The organism is Deltaproteobacteria bacterium (assembly GCA_026712905.1).
In the GTDB taxonomy this organism is placed as follows: Bacteria; Desulfobacterota; Binatia; order UBA9968; family JAJDTQ01; genus JAJDTQ01.
The window spans coordinates 15,621-37,512 of sequence record JAPOPM010000199.1; the positions used below are offsets into that span (position 1 = coordinate 15,621).

Consider the following 21,892-nt stretch of genomic DNA (forward strand, 5'->3'; position numbering starts at 1 on the left):
GGAACCCTACGTACCCTTCTTCCCGGCTTCCGCAACCGCCTTGGCCTCATCCCACAGCGCATCCATCTCTTCGAAGGACGCCTGCTCCACCGTCTTGCCCCGTTCCGCCAGCTCGCCCTCGATATAGGCGAAGCGCTTGTGGAAGCGCTGGAGAGTGCCCTCCAGGGCCTCTTCCGCCTGTACCTTGAGAAAGCGGCCCAGGTTGACCACGGCGAAGAGCAGGTCTCCCAACTCCGCCTCCACGCGCTCCGGCTTCCCGCTCCCGGCCGCTTCCTTCAACTCTTCCAGCTCTTCCTCCACCTTGCCCCACACGGGTCCCACGTCGGGCCAGTCGAAGCCGACGCCGGCGGCCTTGTCGCCGATGCGCTGGGCGCGCGCCAGGGCCGGCATGGCCCGGGGCACCGAGGTGAAGATGGAGTGGCCTTGCGCCCCGCCAGACGGTTTCTCCCGCGCCTTGATCTTCTCCCAGTTCCGCAACACCGCTCCGGCATCCGTGGCGCGCTCGTCGCCGAAGACGTGGGGATGCCGCCGCACGAGCTTGTCGCGCAGGCCGGTCATCACTGCCTCGATGGCGAAGCGCCCGTCCTCGCGCGCCAACTGGGCGTGGAACAACACTTGCAGCAGCACGTCCCCCAGCTCGTCGCGGATGGCCGAAGCGTCGTCCTGGTCGATGGCTTCGAGCAGCTCGTAGGTCTCCTCCACGGCGTAGCGCTTGAGCGACGCGTGGGTCTGTTCCCGGTCCCACGGGCAACCGCCCTCGCCGCGCAAACGCGCCATCACGCCGACGAGATCCTCGAACAGTTCGCCCGTGTTCTGTCGCTTGTCCTCGTCCACCGAATGCCGCCCGGTCTTGCTACTTGTCACGGGGCGCGCCGACCCAGCCCGTGTCCGACACGTCGATCTCCTGCTCCTCCGGTCCGGTGACCTTGACCTCGAAGTAGGACTGGGGACGGGACGGATCGGTGGGATTGATTCGCGTCATGTCCGTGAGCTGTTCGCCGCCCAGCTTGGCGACCCGCCCCACCGACTCCTCCAGGTTGTCCACCTGGAAGCCGAAATGGTCCACGCCCGCCGGGGACGTGGGTGTCTTGAGCTTCAGGATCGCCATGTTGATGTGGCCGTCGGACAGGTAGACGCCGTTCAACCCCTTCCCTACCTCCTCGAGATCGAACGCTTCCTTGTAGAAGGCCGCGGTCTTCGCCACGTCCCCGGTCCTGATCGCTATGTGCTTGAGTCGCGCCATTCGAAACCTCCTGTTTACGTCCGAAATCCGGTCACAATTTACAGGAAAAGCCCGCGAGTTGCATTCCACGTGTCCCCCGGTCCGGCGGGCGCTCACAAACAGCCCCGTGAACCGCTAGACTTGAACCTCCATGAACTTCGGGCGCCACGGCATTTCCATTTCCGTTTTCTGGTTCACCTTCTTCGGGGCACTTGGCGTCTTCTTCCCCTACTACAGCCTCTACCTAAAGGAGAACGCCGGCCTCACCGGCATCCAGCTCGGCATGGTGCTCTCGGTCATGCCGCTGGTGGGCATCGTCGCGCAGCCGTTCTGGGGCCAGGTCGCCGACCGCACCGGCGCCCGGAGCCGCATCGTCGCCTTCCTGTCCATGGTGGCCGCCGCGGGTTTCGTGCTGCTGGGGCTGGCCCAGGGGTTCGCCTTCATTCTCCTGGCCGCCATCTTCCTCGCCTTCTTCTCCACCCCGGTCATTCCCCTTTCGGTTTCCGTGGCGCTGGCGGCGTTCCGCCGCTCCGGACCCCACGCCTACGGCTTCGCCCGTGCCTGGGGCACCGTGGGGTTCCTGGCCTCGGTGCTGATCTTCCCGTTGGCGCTGGACCGCGTACAGCAATGGCGCGGGCTCGGCCCGGTGCCGGGCGGCCCCTCGGAACCGGGCCTGGGAGCCATGTTCCTGGGCACCGCCGTCATCGTGCTGCTGGCCTCGGCCCTCGCCCTCGCCCTCCCAAAGGGGGGGCTCGTGTCGCTCAGGGCCGGACGGGGCGAGTGGCGGACGCTCCTCCGCAGCGGTCCCATGCGCCGCCTGCTCTTCTTCACCTTCGGCGCCTACCTCTTCGTCACCGGCCCCATGGGACTCCTGCCGGTCTACGTCCGCGCCCAGGGCGGCACCCTGGAGACGGTTCAGACCATGTGGATCCTCATGCTCGTCGTCGAGATCCCCCTGATCCTGTGCACCGGCATGGGCCTCAAACGCATCGGCGCACGGGGGCTGCTGGCCGCGGGAGTGCTGGCCGGCGGCGTCCGCTGGACGGTTTGCGGCCTCACCGCCAACCCCTACTGGATTTATCCGGTGCAGATGCTGCACGGCGTGATGGTGACGGGGTTGATGATGGGCGCGCCGCTGTACGTGGACCGGGTGGCCCCCGGACGGCTGCGGTCCACCGCCCAAGGCCTCGTGGCCATGGTCGGGCTCGGTATCGGCGGCATCGCCTCCAACACCGCGGCCGGCTGGATCCTCGACAACGTCGATGCCAACGCGCCGTACCTCATCGGCGGCGTCGGCGCGCTGTTGGTGGGGTTGGCCATCCCCTGGCTCCTGCCCTCGGTGGCACACGAGGACGAGGAACCGGAGGAAGCCGCGGCGGCCGCCGGGTAGCGGACGTGGACGGTCAGTCCAGCTTCACCAGCTTCTGCAGGCTGCGCATCTCGCGCGGCGGCTCGATACGCCGGCCCATGATGGTCCAGGAGACCTCCGCCACGTAGAGGTTGCGGTTCGAATCCAGGCAAAGGCCGTGGGGCGCGATGAACTGCCCCGGCCCCTCGCCCATCACGGGATCGCCGAAGCGCCCCAACTCGACGCCGTCGCCGTCGCGGATGACGATGCGGTGGCCGATGTTGGGATAGGCGCCGTTCTGCGACGTGCCCGGCCCCAGCTCGCCGATGTAGCAAATGGGCTTGGCGCCGTTCCCGAGGTTCTCCATGTAGAGCGCGCACGGGCGGTGCAGGTTGTCGCACCACTGGGCTTCGAAACGGCCGTTGCCGTCGAACACCTGGATGCGATGGTTCTCCCGGTCGGCCACGTAGACCCAGCCGTCGGCGTCGGCGCAGATGTTGTGCACGAGGTTGAACTCGCCCGGATCCGTTCCGGGCTCGCCCCAGGAGAACAGCAGCTTCCCGTCCGGCGAATACTTGTGTACCCGCGAGTTGCCGTAGCCGTCCGAGACGTAGATGTCGCCGCCCGGCGAGAACGCCACGTGGGTGCAGCGGTTGAAGGGATCCCCCTTCTGGAACTCCGCCGCCTTGCCCGGAATCCCGAGGGTCATCAGCACCTTGCCGTCCAGCGTGCACTTGCGCACCGTGTGGTCGCCGTCATCGGTACAGAAGATCGTGTCGCCGTCCTGACCCATGGTGACGCCGTGGGCGCGGGCGAACACCCCCTCGCCCCAGGTGCGCAGAAAGCCTCCGTCCTTGTCGAAGACGATCATCGGGTGCTCGCCCCGGGTGAAGCAGTAGACGTTGTCGTGGGTATCCACGCCCACCGCCGCCACCTCCTTGAAGGTCATGCCGTCGGGCAGTTGCGCCCAGCCATCCTGCGCCTCGTAGCGAAAGTCACCGCTTCCCAGAGTCGTACTCATGAACACCTCTCATTGTTCTTTCTCAGCCGCCGAAGCGCCTGTCTGATCCTGGCCGCCGCGGTTCAAGGTAAGTGCTTTGACCGGAAACAGCAACTGGTCCCGGCCCCTTCGAGACGCGACCGGGGGGCCGCACGGTGCGTCGTACCGAAGCGGCTTGAACAATCACCCCCCGCTGTCTAATATCGCCCGATGGCTGTTCGGCTGGAAACGGACGTGCTCGTGATCGGCGGCGGCATCGCCGGGGCCTTCGCGGCCTACCGCGCGCGGGAGGCGGGGGCGCGGGTGCTGCTGGTGGACCGTTCCTACTTCGGGCGCAGCGGCTGCAGCGCGTTGGCTTCCGGAGTCTACCCCGCTTACATGCCGGGCGACGACAAGGAGACGTGGATGCGCGCCTTCGGCGGTCCGCTGGTGAACCAGCCCCTGGTGTCGCGGTCGCTCCCGGTCATGCACGAGCACGTGCTGCTCATGGACCGCTGGGGCGTGAACTGGGTCAAGGAGGGCCGCAAGATCGTCCGCATGGGCGCGCCGGGGCGCTCCTTCGCCAACGGCGTGTGGATGGCCGAAGGCGGCCCGCAGATGATGATGGCGGTGCGTTCCGGCGTCGTCGGCAGCGGCGTCGAGGTCCTCAACCGGGTAGCCCTTACCGAGCTGTTGACCTCGGACGGCCGGTTGCCCACCGCGGGACGCGTGGTCGGTGCGGCCGGCTTCCACACCCGCACCGGCGAGATCCACGAGATCGCGGCCAAGGCCACGGTCGTGTGCACCGGACCCTACAAGTTCCCGTACCCCTGGCCCGGAAGCACGCTGGGCTACATGCCCATCGACCTCTCCGGCGACGGCATCGCCATGATGATGCGCGCCGGCGCGGAGCTGTCGCGGCTGGAACTCGGCGGCATCAACCTGAACCCCGACAACGCGCTGTCCGCACCCGGCCTGGAGTCGCTGATGCCGTCGGGGGCCAAGTGGGTGGACCAGGACGGCCGCCGCTTCCTCGAGGACTACGACCCCAAGCGGATGGAGATGACCCAACGGGCGCTTTTGTATTTCGCCATCGCCCACCAGAAGGAGTTGGGCCGGGTGCCCTCCATGGACCTGCGGGAGGTGCCGCCGGAGCGGATGCAGCTCATCCGGCGGGTGATCCCCATCGTGGTGAACAACCAAGAGGCCATGGTCGGCGACCTCACCGAGACGCCGGTGCCTTACACCTTCCAGGTGGCCGGAACGAGCGGCATCTTCGGCGCCGGCGCGCGAGTCACCGAGCGAGGCGAGACCACCGTGCCGGGGCTCTACGCCGCCGGCACCTGTACGGACATGACCTATCTCCCGGGCGGCAACCTGCCCTTCTGCTCCGTCACCGGCGACTGGACCGGACGGGCCGTCGGCGCGGCCGTGGGGTCGGTGGAACCGCCGCGTCCGCCGGCGGAGCAGGTGGAACGGGTGACGGCGCGGCTCCTCGAGCCGCTCCAGCGCTCGGACGGCGTCGCGTTCGAGCCGGTGCACCGCCGGCTCGGCGAGCTGCTGATGGAGAAGGTCGGGCTCGTGCTCCACGCCGACCGCCTCGACGCGGCCCTGGACGAGCTCCGCGACATCCGGGAACACGAGGTGCCCCGGCTCATGGCGGGAAACCCCCACGAGCTGGCCAAGGTGTGGGGTCTCACCCAGTATATGCAAGTGTTGGAGGCGACCCTGCGCGCCTATCGCTACCGCACCGAGAGCCGCGTGGCCTTCATCCGCGAGGACTACCCGGTCATCGACAACGTGAACTGGGTGAAGATGGTGGTGGTCAAGCAGGAGGACGGCGCCCTCAGGCTCTGGGACGAGCCTTTGCCCGAGTCCTGGCACGACCCGCATCCGGTGCGGCCGACGCAGCACCTCCACCTCGTTTTCCGCTACCAGGAGACGCCCCATGCCGCGCGTTGACGTGAACGACCAGGCGTGCACCGGCTGCGGCGTGTGCGTCGACACATGCCCCACCGACGTCCTGCGCCTCGACCCACGGGAAAAGGCCTTCCCGGCCTACCCCGGGGACTGCCAGGGCTGCTTCGTGTGCCAGTGGGACTGCGCCTACGGGGCCATCCGCGTCGTGGTGAACGGGTAGCCCCCCGGCCCAGCCCCGAATCGTCATTTCCGCGGAAGCGGGAATCCAGGGATTCCCACCCGTTCCCTCAGCGCCCGCTTGTCCACCTTGTCGCCTGACGCGACCTTGGGGAAAGCGTCCATCAGCTCCAGCCGGTCCGGGCGCTTGAAGGGGGCCAGCCCCTCGTCCCGAAGGAACTCCGTCACCTCTTCCAGGGTCAATGAGGCGCCGCCGTCCGTAATGACGCACGCGGCGATGCGCTCTCCCATCTCCGGGTCGTCGTAGCCCACCACCGCGGCCTCGCGCACCTTGGGGTGACGAGCCAGCAGGTTCTCGATGTCGGCCGGAAAGATGTTCTGTCCCCCGCGGATGATGAGGTCCTGGTCACGGCCCATGAGGTAGATGTTGCCGGCGTCGTCCATGCGCCCCCATTCCTCCAGGTCCAGGAAGCCGTCGGGGCGCCGGCGTGCGTTGAGGTCGGGGTTGTCGAGAAAACGCGCATCCGAGGGCAGTCCCCGGACCCACAGGCGTCCGGTCTCGCCTCTCGGCACCTCGTGGCCGTCCGCGTCCGTGATGCGCATCTCGTTGCCTTCGAGGGGGCGGCCCACGGAACCGATGCGCACGTCGGGAGGATCGTCCCACGAGGTGGCGCACAGGCCGCCGCAGTCCACGCTGCCGTAGCCCTGCATGATACGGCAGCCCAGCCGTGCCTCGGCGGCGTGCCCGAGTTCGTGGGGCAACGGAGAGCCGTGGCTGACGATGATGCGCAGGGAGGTGAAGTCGTGGCCGTCCAGATCCGGCAGGGACAGCAGCCGGGAGATCATCGTGGGAACCATGGGCAGGACGTTCACCCGCTCCCGCGCCACCGTCCCGCAGGTGGCGGCCGGGTCGAAATGGTCCAGCAGCACGACCCGCGCCCCGGCTTCGCATACACCGTTGTACACCAACCCGTCCGCCACCCCCGAGATGATCGCGGTCACCGCGCACAGGGTGTCGCCCGCGCCAACCCGAAACCGCCGGAGATGGAGCCAGGCGGTGAGCAGGCGCGTGTACAGGGGTACCGCCGCGCACTTGGGGGTGCCGGTAGAGCCGCTCGTGGTGGCAAGCTGGCACACGTCCTCGACCCCGTAACGCGTGGCGGCGAGGCGCCGCCGCCCCTCGTCCGTCACCGGTTGGGACAGAACCGCTTCCAGCGCAAGACATCCGTCGGGCACCTCGTCCCACGCCGCCAGCACGTGGCGCAGCTCCGGCCCGCGCACCTGCTCGATGAGTCCGGCGTGGCTGAAACCCCGGTAGGTGGCCGGGATAATGGCAACCTCGGGACGGGTGAAGCCCACGATGGCTTCCATCTCCGCGCGCCGCAGGCTCGGCGCCACGGTCACGAGCCGGAGGCCCGCCTTCTCGCACGCAAGGCGGGCAAGGAAGAGCTCCGCGGAGTTGGGCATCTGGATGAGAACGCGGCCGTCCCGCTCCAGGCCGAGGTCCAGGAGCGCCAGCGCCAAGGCGTCGGAAAGCTCCGCCACCTGGCCCCAGGTGAGGCGCCGGCGCGTGTCCACCAGCGCCTCCCTGGAGCCGACGCGGCGCGCGTTGTCATCGCAGAAGTCCGCCGCGGTCTTGAGCGGCATGTACCGCGCCACCGCTTCGCGCAACGCCGTGCGCGGCTCCGACATGTCCGACATGAGCTGCCTCCGGCCGTGCGGCGTCACGCCGCCGGCAGGGTTTTTCTACTGTAGACAGCCACCGCCATCAAACGGTCCGTCGGCGACGTGCCGCCGGGCAAGAATTGGTCCGTCGGCGACGTGCCGCCGGGCAGGAATTGGACCGTCGGCGACGTACCGCCGGGCAGGAATTGCCGCCAACCCCCCGGTGCGTCATTTGTATGTTGAGAGAACCTCTCAGATCGGCCAATTTGAGGGGTAGGCATGCGGGGCGCGTCGCACGTCATAGGGTGAGAGCCCTCTAGGGGGATCTGCACCGGGCGGGAGTAGGACACCCCGCATGCCAGTTGTCGCTCCGAACAGATACCGGGGGTCAGAGCCCCGCATAAGCAAGTGTGGAGGACAGCGTCATCCTAGCAGAAGAGGAGGCGGTCATGAAGGTATTTGCAGGGATAGATGTAGGCAAGCGGGAGTTGGTGGCAGGCGCTGTGGCGGCGTCACCCGGGGTTGAGTGAACGGGTAGCCCTGTATCAGAGCGTGAAGGGCGTGGGAGAGCTCACCGCGGCAACCTTGCTCGGGTACTTGCCCGAACTGGGCCAAGGGTACCCCGAACTATTCGGAGGCGGAGCCGACGGTTCAGCCGTGCCCCTCCGCCTCCCGCACCAGCGCCCTGATGCGGTCGGGCGTGAGCGGCAGGTCCTTGATCTGGATGCCCAGGGACGACAGGGCGTGGGAGACGGCGTTGGCGAGGGCGGCGCCGCAGGCGACGATGCCGCCTTCGCCGGCGCCCTTGACGCCGAGGGGGTTGAGGGGCGAGGGGGAGTACTCGGTAATGATGCTTTCCACCGGGGGAATCTCCATGCTGGACGGGAGCGGGTAGTCGAGCAGGGTGGTGGTGAGCAACTGGCCGTCCTCGTTGTAGGCGAGTTCCTCCAGCAGGGTGCCGCCGATGCCCTGGGCGGCGGCGCCGAGGGCCTGGCCGTGCACGAGCAGGGGGTTGACGGCGCGGCCGACGTCTTCGAGCACCAAATACCGCAGGATCTCCACCATTCCCGTCTCGGGGTCGACGGCGACGTGCACCAGGTGGCCGCCGTAGGTGTAGGTGAGGCGGTCGGTGTGGAAGTACTCGGTGGCCTCGAGGCCTGGGGTGTCGCCGCCGGAGAGCTTGCCGGGCTTGGTCATTTCCAGCAGGTCGCCCAGGTTCAGCAGCGCGCGGCCGGCATCAGCGACATCGCCCCCCGGATTTCCGCGCGGTGCCTCGTACCGGGCAGGCTCTTCGCCGGAATGACCGGGGCTGCCCGCTACGGGCCGCTCCGCCCCGGCGTCCGCCTCTCGACCGCCGCTGTCGCCGGAACGACCGGGGCCGCCCGCCGCGGGCCGCTCCGTGCCGGCGGCATAGACCTTGCCGGAACGAAACTCCAGCCCCGCGGGGTCGGTCTCCAGCCGCCTCGCGGCCACTTCCAGCAACCGTTTCCTGAGCGCTTCGCCCGTCAGGTGCACGGCGTTGCCGGCCATGACGGTGCCGCGGCTGGAGTAGGTGCCGCCGCCCCAGGGCATGAGGTCGGTGTGGCCATGGAACACGGTGATCCACTCCATGGGCACGCCCAGGGCGTCGGCGCAGATCTGCGCCATGACGGTCTCGTGGCCCTGGCCCAGGGTGGCGATGCCCAGGTAGACGGCGACGCTCTCGGGGCCGGTGACGGCGACGCGGGCGCCCTCGGACGGTCCGAGGCCGGTGTTCTTGACGAACCAGCCGATGCCGATGCCGTGGTAGCGTCCGTCCCGTTTCTGCCCCTGGAGGGGCTTCAGCGCATCGTAGCCAAACCGCTCCAGGGCGGTGGCCAGCGCCCGCGGGTAGTCGCCGCTGTCGAACACGGTGGAGGTGATGCCGGGGCGCGTGGGTCCGAGTTCGTAGGGCAGTTCCTCGGGCTGGATGAGGTTCTTGCGGCGCAGGTCGATGGGGTCCATGCCCAGGTCGGCGGCGACCATGTCGAGCATGCGCTCCCGGAAATAACACGACTCGAAGCGGCCGGGGGCGCGGTAGGTGCCCACGCCCATCTTGTTGGTCATGACGCACTCGACGTGGGCCTGGTAGGCGGGGAAGCGGTACGGTCCGGGCAGCACCGCGGCGGTGGACGCGGGCACCAGGCCGCCGTGGGTGCGGATGTGCGCGCCCATGTCGCCGCGGATGCGCGCGCGCATGGCCAAGAATGTACCGTCCCGGCGCGCGGCGATCTCCAGCTCGCATTGCACCGCGCGCGAGTGGTTGGCGGCCATGAGGTGCTCGCGCCGGTCCTCGATCCACTTCACCGGCCGCCCGAGCTTCATGGCGGCGTAGGGGACCAGGTAGTCCTCGGGATAGAACTCGCCCCGGATGCCGAAGCCGCCGCCCACGTCGGGCTCGATGAAGTGGATGCGGTGCTCGGGCATCTCCAGCAGGGACGACAGCACCGCGCGGTTGAAGTGCGCCACCTTGGTCATGCCCCACACGGTCAGCTCGTTCCGGCCGGCGTCGTGGGACGCCAGCAGGCCGCGGGTCTCCATGGGATTGCCGGTGTGGCGGTGCACCCGCAGCATTTCCTTGCGGGTGTACTCGGCGTCGCGGAAGGCAGCGTCCACGTCGCCGAGCTTGATGTCGTAGCCGCCGGCCACGTTGGTGCCCTGCTCCTCGTGGATGATGACGTCGCCGCGTAGCGCCGCCTCCACGTCGGGCACCGCCGGGAGCGGCTCGTACTCCACGTCGATCAAGTCCGCGCCGTCCTCGGCCACGTAACGGTCCACCGCCGCCACCAGTGCCACCGGCTCGCCCACGTAGGCGACCTTGTCCCGCGCCAGCGGATACTGGAGGAAGCGGTCCAGCCCCTCCAGCGCGTACATGCGCAGCGGCACCGGCTTCACGCCGGTGGGCAGGTCCGCGAACGTGAGCACGGCGGCCACCCCCGGGAGCTTCAGCGCCTCCGACACGTCCACCGACTTGATGCGCGCGTGCGCGTGCGGGCTCCGCAGCACGGCCGCGTACAGCATGCCGGGTAGCTTCACGTCGTCGATGAACGTGGCCCTGCCGGTCAGGAACCGGACATCCTCACCGCGCCGTATCGGCGCCCCGACGTAAGTTTGAGCCATGCGCTGCTCCCTTCCCACGCTTCGAATGCGGTCGTTTCCGCGGAAGCGGCTCTTATCAAGACCTCACTGGTACACGAAAGGCAACCACACCCCCGAATACGTCATTCCCGCGAAACAGGCTGTGTCAAAACCCCGCTTGGATGCATAATGGCGCTGACGCCTCTTACCGTCATTCCCGCGGAAGCGGGAATCCAGGGGCGGTGGTGGGGCACTACAGCGGCGTTTCCCCGCCTCTCCACCCCTGGATTCCCGCTTTCGCGGGAATGACGATTCGGGGGGTGGGCGCCCATTCTTGTCCGGGCGACGTTTGACACAGCCTGCTTCGGGGGCATGACGTTCTGTTACCTGGTTTGCCTCATCAGTTCTTGACACAGCCTGTTCCGCGGGAATGACGATTCGAAGATCCTTGTCTCATGGGTCTTGGCACAGTCCCTCGGGAATGCCGGTGAGCGCCGTCGTTTTGGCCTAGACTCCGTTCATGCCACTATTCGTACCAGACTCGCTCATGGGTGTCGCGTCCCCTAACGCCACGCCTCGATGCCATCACACATTGCCGTGACCACGTCGATACCGATGACCTCCTTGCAATGACCACCCGGTTGCTGATGACCTCCTTGCAATGACCGCCCGGTTGCCGATGACACCTTGCAATGATCACCCGTTGCCGATGATCACTTTCCCATGACCACTTGGTTGCCATGTCCGTGCTGATCCAAATCTTCCGGCCCGAGTCCTTGGTGCTGGTGCTGTGGGTGGTCCAGTTCGGGCGGCTGGCGTGGGCGGGGCCGTGGCTGGAGGGCGTGGGGGCGGTGGTCGCGGCGCTGTTCCTGTTGCGCGTCAGCGTGCGGCTGCGGCGCGCGACGGTGATCCTGTGCGGCGCCCTCACCGTCCTGGCCGCGGTGCTCGTCCTGGCCTACGGCGGGCTTTCGGCGGCGCTGGCGGGGCTCCGGACGACACCGCTGTTCACGGCCTTCTTCGGCACCATCGTGCTCTTGCGCGTCACCGCGGACCAGCTCCAGCAGATCGTCAACGCGCGCGAGCTGTTCGAACGTCTCAAGCCGGACCAGCGCCTGGGGGGCTTCCTGGTGGGTAGCCACGTGCTGGCGTCGGTGCTGGGACCGGGTGCGTTCGCCATCACCGCGCCCATCGTGGGCGAGAGCAAGGTCGAGGCGGAACACCTGGCGGCCATGCGCGCGTGCCACCGCGGCGGCAGCTTGGCGGGTCTGTGGTCCCCGTTCTGGATCGCCATGGCGCTGTCGTCGCAGTACGTGCCGGGGGTGCCGCTGTGGCAGATCATGACGCTGGGGCTGTCCATGGCGGCGCTGGCGCTGACCGGCTCCCACCTCCTGTTCTCGCGGGAGCGGGGCCTCGGGCTCCTGTGGCGCGCGCTCCGGAGCCTCCAGCCCATCGTCCCGCCGGTGGCGCTCTGCGTCGTGGTGGTGGCGCTGCTCTCCGGCGCCACGGTGCTGTCCACGCTGGAAGCGTTGATCGCGGGCGTGCCGGCGCTGTGCCTCCTGACCCTCTTGCCCAAGGGACGCCGCGCGCTGGGACGGACCCTGGCGCTCACCTACCGCGGTTCAGCCGACATCGGCAACGAGGTGACCATCCTCACCCTGTCGCTGGCCCTTGGCGGCGTGGTGCGGCATGTGTTCGCACAGACCGGCATCATGGAGTGGATGGGCGCCCTCGACCTCCCCGCCATGGCCGTCATCGCCCTGGTCATCGGCGGGGGGACCGTGAGTTCCCTGGTGGGGGTGCACCAGATCGTGTCGCTCACGTTCCTGTTGACCGTGTTGTCGAACCTGCCCTTGCAGGTGGCGGACGTGGTGCTCATGGAGAGCGCCCTGGTGAGCTGGTCCTGCGCCTCCATGGTGGGGCTCTCGGCCATCCTGGTGGCCACCGCTTCCACCATGTTCCGGGTCCCCCCGGAGCGCGTGATCCTGGGCCCCAACCTCGCCTTCGTGGCGCTCTTCGCCACGGGTGCGATCCTGGTGCTAACGGGCGTCAACGCGCTGTTGAGGTAGGCGATTGCGCCGCCGCCGGCTCTTCAGGCGCCGGAAGGCGCAACAGGATGGTCTTGATGTCCCCCTCGACTCGGGTCAACCGGGCGCTGAACCGGCCCTCCAGCCGGTCGAACCGAGCGTCTATCTGCTCGAACCGGGCGTTGAACCGACCCTCCAGCCGGTCGAACCGGGCATTGATCCGGTCGTCCATCCGCTCGAGGCGGTTGTCCATCCGGTCGAACCGGCCATCCATCCGGTCGAACCGGCCATCCATCCGATCGAGGCCGCCCGTCACGTCTGCGTGCACGAGTTCGATGCGCTCGTCCAAGCGCCGGATCTCCGGGACAATCTGGATCTGGATGGTCCACAAGAGCAGTCCCGACAACGACGCTGCCACGGTCATGACGGCGATGATCACGCCAGCGTATTCCTTCAGTTTCTCCATGGCCCGCATTACCTCCTTGTATCCTATGAATAATGGATCGGCCGGTCAACACCTTTCTTTAGCCACGCGACAGCGAGCGGATGGCTTGGCGCGTTGCACACGATATGGAAGACTATTGTGGTGTCCGGTTAATTAGCATAACAATATGCGGAGGATATTTTGTCGTCGGCAAGGCGCGATGACGAGCAGTGGCGGGCACCACGCGAGGAAGACCCCGGGTCAAGGCCCGGGGTGACGCAACGCAGCCGAGGGCGAAAAAGACCCGCGGATTGTTATGCGAATTAACCGGACACCACACTAGGGGCAATCAACCCGACAGGAGCACTGACGCATGTCCAGCCTTGCGAAAGACACCCGGGCGACGCTGATTCCGGCCATCCGGTACCGGGACGCGTCGGCGGCCATCGACTGGCTGTGTGAGGCGTTCGGCTTCGAGCGACAATTGGTGGTGCCGGGCGAGGGCGGGGTTATCCTCCACGCGCAGCTCGTGTTCGGCAACGGCATGTTCATGCTGGGGTCGGCGCGGGATGACGAATTCGGCCGACTGCAGCAGCCCCTGGAGGACACCGGCGCGCCGGTGTCCCAGAGCAACTACGTCATCGTCTCGGACGTGGACGCGCACCACTCCAGGGCGGTGGCCGCGGGCGCCGAGATCGTCATGGCTCCGGAGGATCAGGACTACGGCGGCCGGCTCTACTCATGCCGCGACCCGGAGGGAAACCTGTGGAACTTCGGCAGCTATGATCCGTGGGACGAGGGTGCGTAGGGTGCCGCCTGGATTCCCGCTTGCCAGCCCCCTCGAGTCGTCATTCCCGCGGAAGCGGGAATCCAGGGGCGGTGGAGGGGCACTACAGGGGCGTTTCTCCGCCGCGCCACCCCTGGATTCCCGCTTCCGCGGGAATGACGTTCCGTTATGTGCGTGCCTCACGAGTTTTGACACAGCCGCTTTCCGCGGGAATGACGTTCCGTTATGTGCGTGCCTCACGAGTTTTGACACAGCCGCTTCCGCGGGAATGACGTTCCGTTGTGGGCGTGCCTCACGAGTTTTGACACAGCCGCTTCCGCGGGAATGACGTTCCGTTATGTGCGTGCCTCACGAGTTTTGACACAGCCGCTTCCGCGGGAATGACGTTCCGTTATGTGCGTGCCTCACGAGTTTTGACACAGCCGCTTCTGCGGGAATGACGTTCCGTTATGTGCGTGCCTCACGAGTTTTGACACAACCGCTTTCGCGGGAATGACGTTCTGTGACGTGGTTACGTAAGGTGTTTTTGACACGGGAATGACGTAAGAGGAAGAAAGGAATAAACCATGAAGGCAATTTTCAAGGCGGTGATGGTGCTCGGATTGTGTACGGTGTTGGGCGGCGGCGTGCTGACGGCGCAGCCGGCGCGGGCGGCGGACGACGCGGTGTCGAAGCACATGGTGGCGCAGGCCATGCTGGCGGCTCATTTCGTCGCGGCCGCGGTCAAGGCGAAGATGAGCGCGGACGAGATCAACGCGGCGCTGGCCGAGGTGGCGGCCGGGTCGGCCATCGCGGAGTTCTGGATCAGCGACGAGACCGGCGCCATCGAGTTCACCAACATTCCGGGCACGGCGTTCAAGTTCCCGACGGATCCGGCGGGCAAGAGCCAGGCGGCGCCTTTCGCGGCGCTGCTGGACGGCAGCAAGAGCGTGGTGGTTCAGGGGTTCCAGCCGCGTGAGCTGGACAAGAAGGTGTTCAAGTTCGTGGGTGTGGCGGGCGTGGACAAGCGCCGCATCGTCCAGGTGGGCGTGGCCAAGTAAGCAGGACGGGCGCCGCCCTCCGCGGAGCGACCCGTTGTCAGTGGCTCAGAACACCCAGCGCCAGCCGCCGAGGAATGTGACCTCGGGGTCGGCGCCCCTGCGGTGGCCCGGGCGGTGGCTGTACACCGCACCCAGGCGAAGCTCGCCCTTGGGCAGCGGCCGGAGCCACTCGCCGGAGAAGTCCATCTGCCGCCCGCTGGGCGCCAGGCCGGCCGACAGTGCGTCGTACGACACCGCTCCCGCCTTGGTGCGGCTCACGGGCACGGTCATCGATGCCCGGCCGCGCTCCACGCGCAGCGGTTGCGACACGGAGAAGCGCACCGCGCCGGCTCCCGCCAACGCCCGGCTCGCGTGCAGGGCGAACGCGCTGGTGGCCAGCGACGACACCCCGTCCACGAAGCCCCCGCGCGCATCCGGCACGACGATCCCCACCTCCGCGTTGGCGCCGATGCGCCATCCGCCCAGGTCCGTGCGCGCGTCCACTCCCAGGAAGGACGTGTCCGCCGCGAGGCCGCCGAAGCCGCCTTCGCCCACGCTCCCCAGAAGCGTCTTGGGCTCGCCGATCCACCCCGCACGCACGCCCCACGGCGACCCCACGCGCCGCCAGCTCAGTGCCGCTCCCAACGTGGGCCGCTGCCCCGGCAGCCCCTTGGTGGTGAACGCGGCCGCCGACACGCCTCCCCGCGCCGCCAGGGTGGCCTGCACCGCCCCCTCGGCCAGCGACATGTGGCTCCCCAGGACATCCGACGACGCCTCCAGGCGCGTGGCGTGGACACTCAAGGCCGCCATCTCTCCGCCCGGGCCGGCTTGCGCGCCCCCGTGAACGGACTCATCCGCTTCCGCGTACGCCGACACACCCGCGGACTCCTCGCCCGCGCCCCTGTCCGTGCGCCCACGCACCTGCGTGGTGACGCTCTCTCCGCCCACCCGCGACGGGTCCTCCGCCAGGAAACTCCGCAGCCGCGCCGCCACCGACGGCCCGCCGGCGGTTCCGGTGAAGTCCCCCAGCCGGTACCAGAATGGCGCTCCCAGTCGGTCCACCGCCATCACCTCCCGTGACCCCAGCGACCGGCGCAGACCGTCGCCGAAGGCCGTCCCCGGGCTGATGGACGTGGACAGGAGCCGGAAGCCGTTGGCGCCCACGCTCGTCCCCACCGGCACCTCCAGGACGCCCACCGGCGAGGTCGCCGCGCCCAGGTCCATCGAACCTCGGCCGTAGATGGCCGGGTCGGCGTAGAACCCGCTCCGGTCGGCGGTATCGAACAGCCGGGCCACCAGGTCCGTGTTCGACAACTGGTCCCGGAAGAGCTGCTTCATGATGGCGAGCCCGCCCGACACCATGGGGGCGGCGAAGGATGTCCCTCGGAGATTCGCGTAGTCCCGGCTTGAGAAACGGGGACTTATGTTGCCGAAATAGGCGCTACGGATTGCCTCGCCAGGAGCGGCGATGCAGAAGTCCGCGGCGATACCGCAGCGATTGGAGAAGGACGCGATCCGCCCGTCGTTGGGACTCAACGCCACCACCGCGACGGAATGGCCCTGCAACTCTTCGATGCGCGCCGGAATGCCCGGATTGATGTCGACGGAAACCGCGTTGAGCGCGTCGCGCGGGCAGAACTCCACCGTCGCGGAATCGCACGCGTCTCCGTGCGAGTTTCCCGCCGCCCACACGAGGATGACCTTTTCCTCGGAATCCGCCTGCGCCAGGGCGGCGAGGGTCGTCGCATAGTTGTCGCGCAGATCCTCCTCGGTGTAGCCGTCGATCAGACCCTGGTAGCCGAAGCTCAGGTTCAGGATGTCCACCTTCCGGTCGCCGTCCCGCCACGAGAACACCTGCCCGTACAGCGCGGCGTCCTCGGCGTCCACGGTGGGCAGAGCCTCCACCGGCACCGGCCTGTAAACGCCGTCGCCCGACCCCAGGGTGAGGGCGAACACGGCAAGGTCAGCGCCCCAGGCCACGCCGTGGTGACCGATTTCCGAATCGGTCCGTGCCCCCGCCGCCACGCTCGCCACCGCCGTGCCGTGAGACAGGAGGCCGGCCTCGGACAGGGTCTCGTCGATCGCGCCGGGCGTGAATTCCTCGGTGACCTTCCTGTTGTCGTTGCCCGCGATCGACGGGTGCTCCAGGTCGATGCCCGTGTCCAGGACGCCAATGGTCACCCCGGCGCCGGGCTCGACGTCCGGCCCCATCAGCACGCTCAGGTTGCCGTAGGCCTCGTCCGCGTTGATGTGGGTCAGTCCCCACTGGTTCCAAAACCCCGTGTGCTCCCGGGACTCCTCGGCGGCAGCTTCCGCGGCCTCGTTGAATTGCTCCAACTCGACGCAGTCGCCGTCGTGGACGGCGACGCACGGCTCCGACGGTAGCGCGGGACTGCCGACCACGCCGCAGCCGGCGAGAGCAACCGGCAGAAGAAGGACGAGCAGTAAGACTTTCCAGGCTGTGACAAAACTCCCGAGGCAACGATCCCCCGAAGAGTCATTCCCGCGAAGGCGGGAATCCAGGGGTGGCGAGGCGGGGAAACGCCCCTGCAGTGCCCCACCCCCACCACCCCTGGATTCCCGCTTTCGCGGGAATGACGTTCCGTAGGGTCCTTGCTTCATGAGTCTTGACACAGCCTGAATCGCGGGATGACGTGACATGGTGAAACCTGTGAGCGAGTTGTGTGTAAGCATGATCCCCTGGTTCAGAATGCCCAGCGCCAGCCGCCGAGGAAGGTCAGCTCGGGCCTGGCGTCCTTGCGGTGGCCCGGACGGTGGCTGTACACCCCACCCAGGCGAAGCTCCCCGTTCGCCAGCGGCCGGCGCCATTCGCCGGAGAAGTCCATCTGCCGGCCGCTGGGCGAAAGGCCCGCCGACAGCGGCTCATACGACACCGCCCCCGCCGTCGTCCGGCTCACCGGCACCGTCAAGGACGCTCGCCCACGCTCCACGCGCAGCGGCTGCGACACCGAAAAACGCACCGCCCCGGCCCCCGCCAGCGCCCGGCCGGCGTGCAGCGCGAACGCGCTGGTGGCCAGCGACGACACCCGGTCCACCCATCCTCCGCCCACGTCCGGCACCACGATCCCAAGCTCCGCGCTGGCGCCGAGCCGCCACCCGCCCAAGTCCGTGTGCGCGTCCACGCCCAGGAAAGAAGTGTCCGCCCGCAAGCCGCCGAAAGCGCCTTCGCCCACGCTCCCCAGGAGCGTCTTGGGCTCACCGATCCAGCCCGCCCGCAGCCCCAGCGGCGACCCTGCCCGCCGCCAGCTCAGCGCCGCTCCCACCGTGGGCCGCTGCCCCGGTTGCCCCTTGGTGGTGAACGCCGCCGCGGACACACCGCTCCGCGCCGCCAGGGTGGCTTGCACCGCACCCTCGGCCAGCGACATGTGGCTGCCCCGGACCTCGGACGACGGCCGCAGGCGAGCGGCGTACAGAGTGATCGGCGCCGTGTCCCCCGCCGGGCCGGCTCCTTCCCGCGCCGTGTGGAGAGGCTCCACCGTGCCGGCCTCTCCCCTTGACGCCGCAACGTTGCCCGTGCGGCTCGCCCACGCCGGGTCGGGCACCAGGAAGCCCCGCAGCCGTGCCGTTACCGACGGCCCGCCCCCGGCATCGGTGAAGTCTCCCAGGCGGTACCAGAACGGCGCTCCCATGCGATCCACCGCCATCACTTCCCGCGACGCGAGAGACCGCTGCAGACCATCCCCGAGGGCCGTTCCCGGGCTGATGGACGTCGAAGAGAGCCGGAAGCCGTTCGCTCCGACGCTCGGTTCCACCGGCACTTCCAGCACGCCCACCGGCGAGGTCGCGGCACCCAGGTCCATCAAGCCCCGCCCGTAGAACGCACGGTCCGCGTAGATGCCGCTGTCGTCGGCGGTCTCCAGCAGCCGGGTCACCAGGTCCGTGTTGGACAACTGGCCACGAAAGACCTGCTTCATCACGGCCAACCCGCCGGATACCATGGCCGTGGCAAATCCGTTCCCCGAACTGACCGTGTAGGCCCGAACGGCCTGTCCCCGAGAGGGTCCGAAATAGGCGAACCGCATGCTCATCGCCGGCGCCGCGATGCAATAGTCGGCGGCAATGCCGCAACGATTCGAAAACCGTGCCAACCCTCCGTCGGCCTGGTTCACTCCCACCACGGCGACGGAATGGCCTCGCAACTCCTCGATGAGCGCGGCGAGCCCGCCCAACACATTGGGCGAAACCGCGTTCAGGAAACCGTACCGGCAGTTGTCCGTCACCGACGGAGCGCACTCACGTCCATGGCTGCTGCCCGCCGACCATACGAGGATGGCCTTCTCCTCGGAGTCCGCCTGCGCCAGGGCGGCGATGGTGCGGCCGTAGTTGTCCCGGAGATCCTGTTCGGTGTAACCTTCAATCACACCCGACATGACCAGGCTCAGGTCCAGGATGTCCACCCTGCGGTCGCCGTCCCGCCAGGACAGCGCCTCCTCGTACTGGGCAGCATGCCTCGGGTCCGCCGACGCCAGACGCTCGAGCGATCTGGGCTCGTAGGGGCCGCTGACCGTGGAAGTGGGGACGGCGAACATGGCGATGTCGGCGCCCCAGCCAACGCCGTGGCTGGAGATCCCCTGGTAGGGGTCTCCTTCAACGAGGCGGCTGCCCGCGGCGATGCTCGCCACCGCCGTACCTAACGAAAAGGCCTCCTCGCCGGTCTCGTCCGCCGCGTCGTCCAGGAATGTTTCCGTGACGGCTTTGTTTCCGGAGAACGCCGGGTGGTCGAGGTCGATGCCGGTGTTCAGGAACCCGATCGTCACCCCGGCGCCGGGTTCGGCGTCGGGACCCTCGACAACGTTCAGGTTGCCGTAGGCCGCGTCCGCCTTGATGTAGCCGAGCCCCCACTGGTTCTCATAGCCCGGATGCTCGCGGGACTCCTCGGCCGCCGCTGCCGCGGCCTCCTGGAATTCCTCCGGCTGGACGCAGCCGTCGTGGACGGGGAGGCATTCCTCCGGAGCCAGACGGGGATTGTCGCCGATGACGCCGCAGCCGGCGAGGACGAACAACAGGAACAGGGCGATGGGGAGGGTGAATGCCGCGACTCGTGCCATGCGGTAGTTGCTAACCCGAGCCGTTTTAAAAGTCCAGTTTTCCCGTCGTGTAAAACGGACACGGGTGGGTTTTCGTCAGAACGCCCGGCGCCAGCCGCCGAGGAAGGTCCACTCCGGGCCGGCGTCCCCGCGGTGGCCGGGCCGGTGGCTGTAAACCGCGCCCAGGCGAAGCTCGCCGTGCGAGCGGTCACGGCTCTTCGCCGATACCTGCTCCCAGGGCCGTCCACCGCGAGAAAGCCGCGGCCTGGCCCCGTCTGGCGCCACCCTCGTCCAGGACATTCCATACGGTGGCCTGCTCCACCAGGAAACGCCGGCCCGTCCGCGAGATGCGCACCCCGCGGTAATCGTCGACGAAGCCGTGGGTGGTCACCCGCCCCAGCATTCGCGCCCGCTCCTCCCGGTTCACCGGCTCGGCGGTAAGCCGCGAGGGGGTCGCCGTGAGCTGAGCCCAGGTCATCTCCCATAGATCCAGGGCCCGGCGGTTGCCGTAGTTGAGGATGGGATCGTCGGAGTCGAGGTGGGACACCACCACGAAGGGCGCGGAGAAGAGCCGGTCGCTCTGGGCCTGGATGTCGCCGCTACGGTCGATGAGCTCCCGCCTCAGCCACAAGGCGTAGCTGTCCAGCAGCCAGCGGATCCAGTCAAGGTCCATGGAAACATCATTGCGGCAGCCGGAAGTCAGGGGCGGAGGCACGAGGCCGGCTAAAACTGTCTCACCACACGCAACTCGCCGCCGGTTTTCTTGTAGTCGTAGAGTTGGGCGTTGGTGGTGCGGCCTTCGTGTACTACCGACACCTCGGGGCTGAAGCCGAAGAGAGTGAGAGCACGATTGAGAACCGAGGCGCGCACGTTGTACGTCTTGTCTTCCCGGGGCACGCCGTCAGGCGTATTGGGAGACCAATCGCCTTCGTAGTCCGTCCACCGATGGCCGCCGCCCGCGCCCACCGTAAAACCCCAAGGGAGGGCTACCGACACCCCGGCCTGGAGCCAGGTGCTCCGGTTACGGAACTTGGGGTTCAGCGGCCGGTCGCGCCCGTATCCGCCGGTGGCATCGAATCGCACCGTAGGGGTGACCACCCATCCCGCGTTGAGCGAGAAGTTCCGGACCGGACCGTCCAGCGTTTTGCGCGTGCGGTACCGCCGGTCGTGCCACGACGACCTGCCGTTGAGCGTAAGCCGGCGGGTGAACCGGTGCTTCACGGTGAGTCTCGCGCCCAAGTCGAAGTAGTCGGGCTCGTTGGCGCTCCACCGATGACGCCAATTGCCGAGCACGCTGAACTCCGTCCTCTCCGTGGCCAGGACGCGCGGTCCGGCATGCCACGACACGAGCATCTGGTCGAATTTCCCGCCCGAGTATTCCCGGCGCGAACCGTCCACGCCCAGGCGGAGCCCAAGCCGGTTCGCCAACCGATGTTGGTACTCGCCGCCGCCCCAGATCGAAAGCCCGACCCCCGAAGTGGTCAGCGACTCGGCATCACGGCGGAACGGCAGTCCGAAGATGTAGATGACTCTCTCGTTGGATGTGCCCCCGATATTGGTGTCGGGCGCCACCGCAAAGCCCATGTGCAGGTTCCAGCCCCGGCGGCGCCGGATCTGGGCAAGGAAGCGGCCCACGTTGGCTACCACCGGTGGCGGCGGGTTGCCGGCTAGAACTCGCTCGAAATGCTGCCGGGCCAGGCCATCCTCGCCCTTGAGAAAAAACGCCCGCGCCAGCTCCAGCCGCGCGCGGACCAAACCCGGACGGTTGATGAGCATGGTACGGAAAGAAACGATGGCCTCGTCGAGCAACGCATTTCGGGCCTTTTCGGCGATGCCCGGGCGCTGCGATTCCGCGCCCGCCGCCATGCCGATGAGAAACAGCAGATCCATGCGCCCCGGATTGGCCCGCGACAGCGGACGAAGGACATCCAGCGCCGCTTGAAACTGCCCGCTCTTGAGTAGCGTGCGCACCTCCGCAACGTCTTCCGCGACCGAAGGAGCCGGCGCCTGGGCGGTCCCGCCCTCAGGCACGGCAACCATGAATACAGCGATCGCCACCAATGCACCGCACACGGATCTCAGGGTCATCGTTCACCTTTGAATTATTGGCAAAAAAAGAGGGTGGCGCGAATCGCGTCACCCTCTTTTTCGTGGTTAAACCTGCGAGTTCAGAGCCTTACCAT

Annotated in this window: 16 protein-coding genes; 6 read left to right on the forward strand and 10 right to left on the reverse strand. The window is 67.9% G+C overall.

Going from position 1 to position 21,892, the window contains the following annotated elements; translation table 11 throughout:
- Positions 1-6 precede the first annotated feature (6 nt).
- Both mazG and OXF11_16305 read right to left on the reverse strand, forming a co-directional pair.
- Positions 7-864: a nucleoside triphosphate pyrophosphohydrolase gene (mazG, locus tag OXF11_16300; GenBank protein ID MCY4488656.1), complete on the reverse strand. Its 858-nt coding sequence runs from the start codon at positions 862-864 to the stop codon at positions 7-9.
- A complete protein-coding gene (locus OXF11_16305; GenBank protein MCY4488657.1) occupies positions 854-1,243 on the reverse strand; it encodes a VOC family protein in 390 nt (129 codons plus the stop codon). The genes mazG and OXF11_16305 overlap by 11 nt, the downstream gene beginning before the upstream one ends.
- Positions 1,244-1,373: 130 nt before the next feature.
- On the opposite strand from OXF11_16305, the gene OXF11_16310 reads away from it, so the two are divergent.
- Positions 1,374-2,612 (forward strand): MFS transporter, encoded by a 1,239-nt coding sequence (locus tag OXF11_16310; protein ID MCY4488658.1) that lies wholly within the window; start codon positions 1,374-1,376, stop codon positions 2,610-2,612.
- A 13-nt stretch (positions 2,613-2,625) separates the two neighbouring features.
- Here OXF11_16310 and OXF11_16315 read toward each other — a convergent pair whose 3' ends face one another.
- Positions 2,626-3,591 (reverse strand): peptidyl-alpha-hydroxyglycine alpha-amidating lyase family protein, encoded by a 966-nt coding sequence (locus tag OXF11_16315; protein MCY4488659.1) that lies wholly within the window; start codon positions 3,589-3,591, stop codon positions 2,626-2,628.
- 189 nt (positions 3,592-3,780) lie between these two features.
- On the opposite strand from OXF11_16315, the gene OXF11_16320 reads away from it, so the two are divergent.
- Positions 3,781-5,511, forward strand: a complete 1,731-nt coding sequence (locus OXF11_16320; protein ID MCY4488660.1) for an FAD-binding protein — start codon at positions 3,781-3,783, stop codon at positions 5,509-5,511.
- Positions 5,498-5,689 (forward strand): ferredoxin family protein, encoded by a 192-nt coding sequence (locus OXF11_16325; protein MCY4488661.1) that lies wholly within the window; start codon positions 5,498-5,500, stop codon positions 5,687-5,689. Before OXF11_16320 ends, OXF11_16325 begins: the two co-directional genes overlap by 14 nt.
- A 23-nt stretch (positions 5,690-5,712) precedes the next feature.
- On the opposite strand, the gene OXF11_16330 is transcribed toward OXF11_16325, so the two are convergent.
- Both OXF11_16330 and OXF11_16335 read right to left on the reverse strand, forming a co-directional pair.
- Complete coding sequence (locus OXF11_16330) at positions 5,713-7,347, reverse strand: class I adenylate-forming enzyme family protein (GenBank protein ID MCY4488662.1); 1,635 nt, start codon at positions 7,345-7,347, stop codon at positions 5,713-5,715.
- 615 nt (positions 7,348-7,962) lie between these two features.
- Positions 7,963-10,449 (reverse strand): xanthine dehydrogenase family protein molybdopterin-binding subunit, encoded by a 2,487-nt coding sequence (locus tag OXF11_16335; GenBank protein MCY4488663.1) that lies wholly within the window; start codon positions 10,447-10,449, stop codon positions 7,963-7,965.
- A 704-nt stretch (positions 10,450-11,153) separates the two neighbouring features.
- Here OXF11_16335 and OXF11_16340 point away from each other — a divergent pair.
- Positions 11,154-12,473: a hypothetical protein gene (locus OXF11_16340; GenBank protein ID MCY4488664.1), complete on the forward strand. Its 1,320-nt coding sequence runs from the start codon at positions 11,154-11,156 to the stop codon at positions 12,471-12,473.
- Here the strand turns inward: OXF11_16340 and OXF11_16345 are convergent.
- On the reverse strand, positions 12,454-12,897 hold the full coding sequence (locus OXF11_16345) for a hypothetical protein (GenBank protein MCY4488665.1): 444 nt from the start codon (positions 12,895-12,897) through the stop codon (positions 12,454-12,456). The genes OXF11_16340 and OXF11_16345 overlap by 20 nt on opposite strands.
- A 331-nt stretch (positions 12,898-13,228) precedes the next feature.
- Between OXF11_16345 and OXF11_16350 the strand changes: the two genes are divergently transcribed.
- Positions 13,229-13,663, forward strand: a complete 435-nt coding sequence (locus OXF11_16350; GenBank protein MCY4488666.1) for a VOC family protein — start codon at positions 13,229-13,231, stop codon at positions 13,661-13,663.
- A gap of 545 nt (positions 13,664-14,208) precedes the next feature.
- Positions 14,209-14,682, forward strand: coding sequence for a hypothetical protein (locus OXF11_16355; GenBank protein ID MCY4488667.1), 474 nt, complete (start codon positions 14,209-14,211; stop codon positions 14,680-14,682).
- 45 nt (positions 14,683-14,727) lie between these two features.
- On the opposite strand, the gene OXF11_16360 is transcribed toward OXF11_16355, so the two are convergent.
- The 4 genes from OXF11_16360 to OXF11_16375 all read right to left on the reverse strand — a co-directional run bounded on the left by OXF11_16360 (position 14,728) and on the right by OXF11_16375 (position 21,749).
- Positions 14,728-17,064, reverse strand: coding sequence for a S8 family serine peptidase (locus OXF11_16360; GenBank protein ID MCY4488668.1), 2,337 nt, complete (start codon positions 17,062-17,064; stop codon positions 14,728-14,730).
- 302 nt (positions 17,065-17,366) lie between these two features.
- Complete coding sequence (locus OXF11_16365; protein ID MCY4488669.1) at positions 17,367-19,730, reverse strand: S8 family serine peptidase; 2,364 nt, start codon at positions 19,728-19,730, stop codon at positions 17,367-17,369.
- Positions 19,731-19,917: 187 nt separating this feature from the next.
- Complete coding sequence (locus OXF11_16370) at positions 19,918-20,382, reverse strand: MEKHLA domain-containing protein (GenBank protein ID MCY4488670.1); 465 nt, start codon at positions 20,380-20,382, stop codon at positions 19,918-19,920.
- Positions 20,383-20,432: 50 nt separating this feature from the next.
- Entirely contained in the window at positions 20,433-21,749 is a 1,317-nt protein-coding gene (locus tag OXF11_16375) for a surface lipoprotein assembly modifier (protein ID MCY4488671.1), read from the reverse strand.
- Between the last annotated feature and the right edge of the window lie 143 nt (positions 21,750-21,892).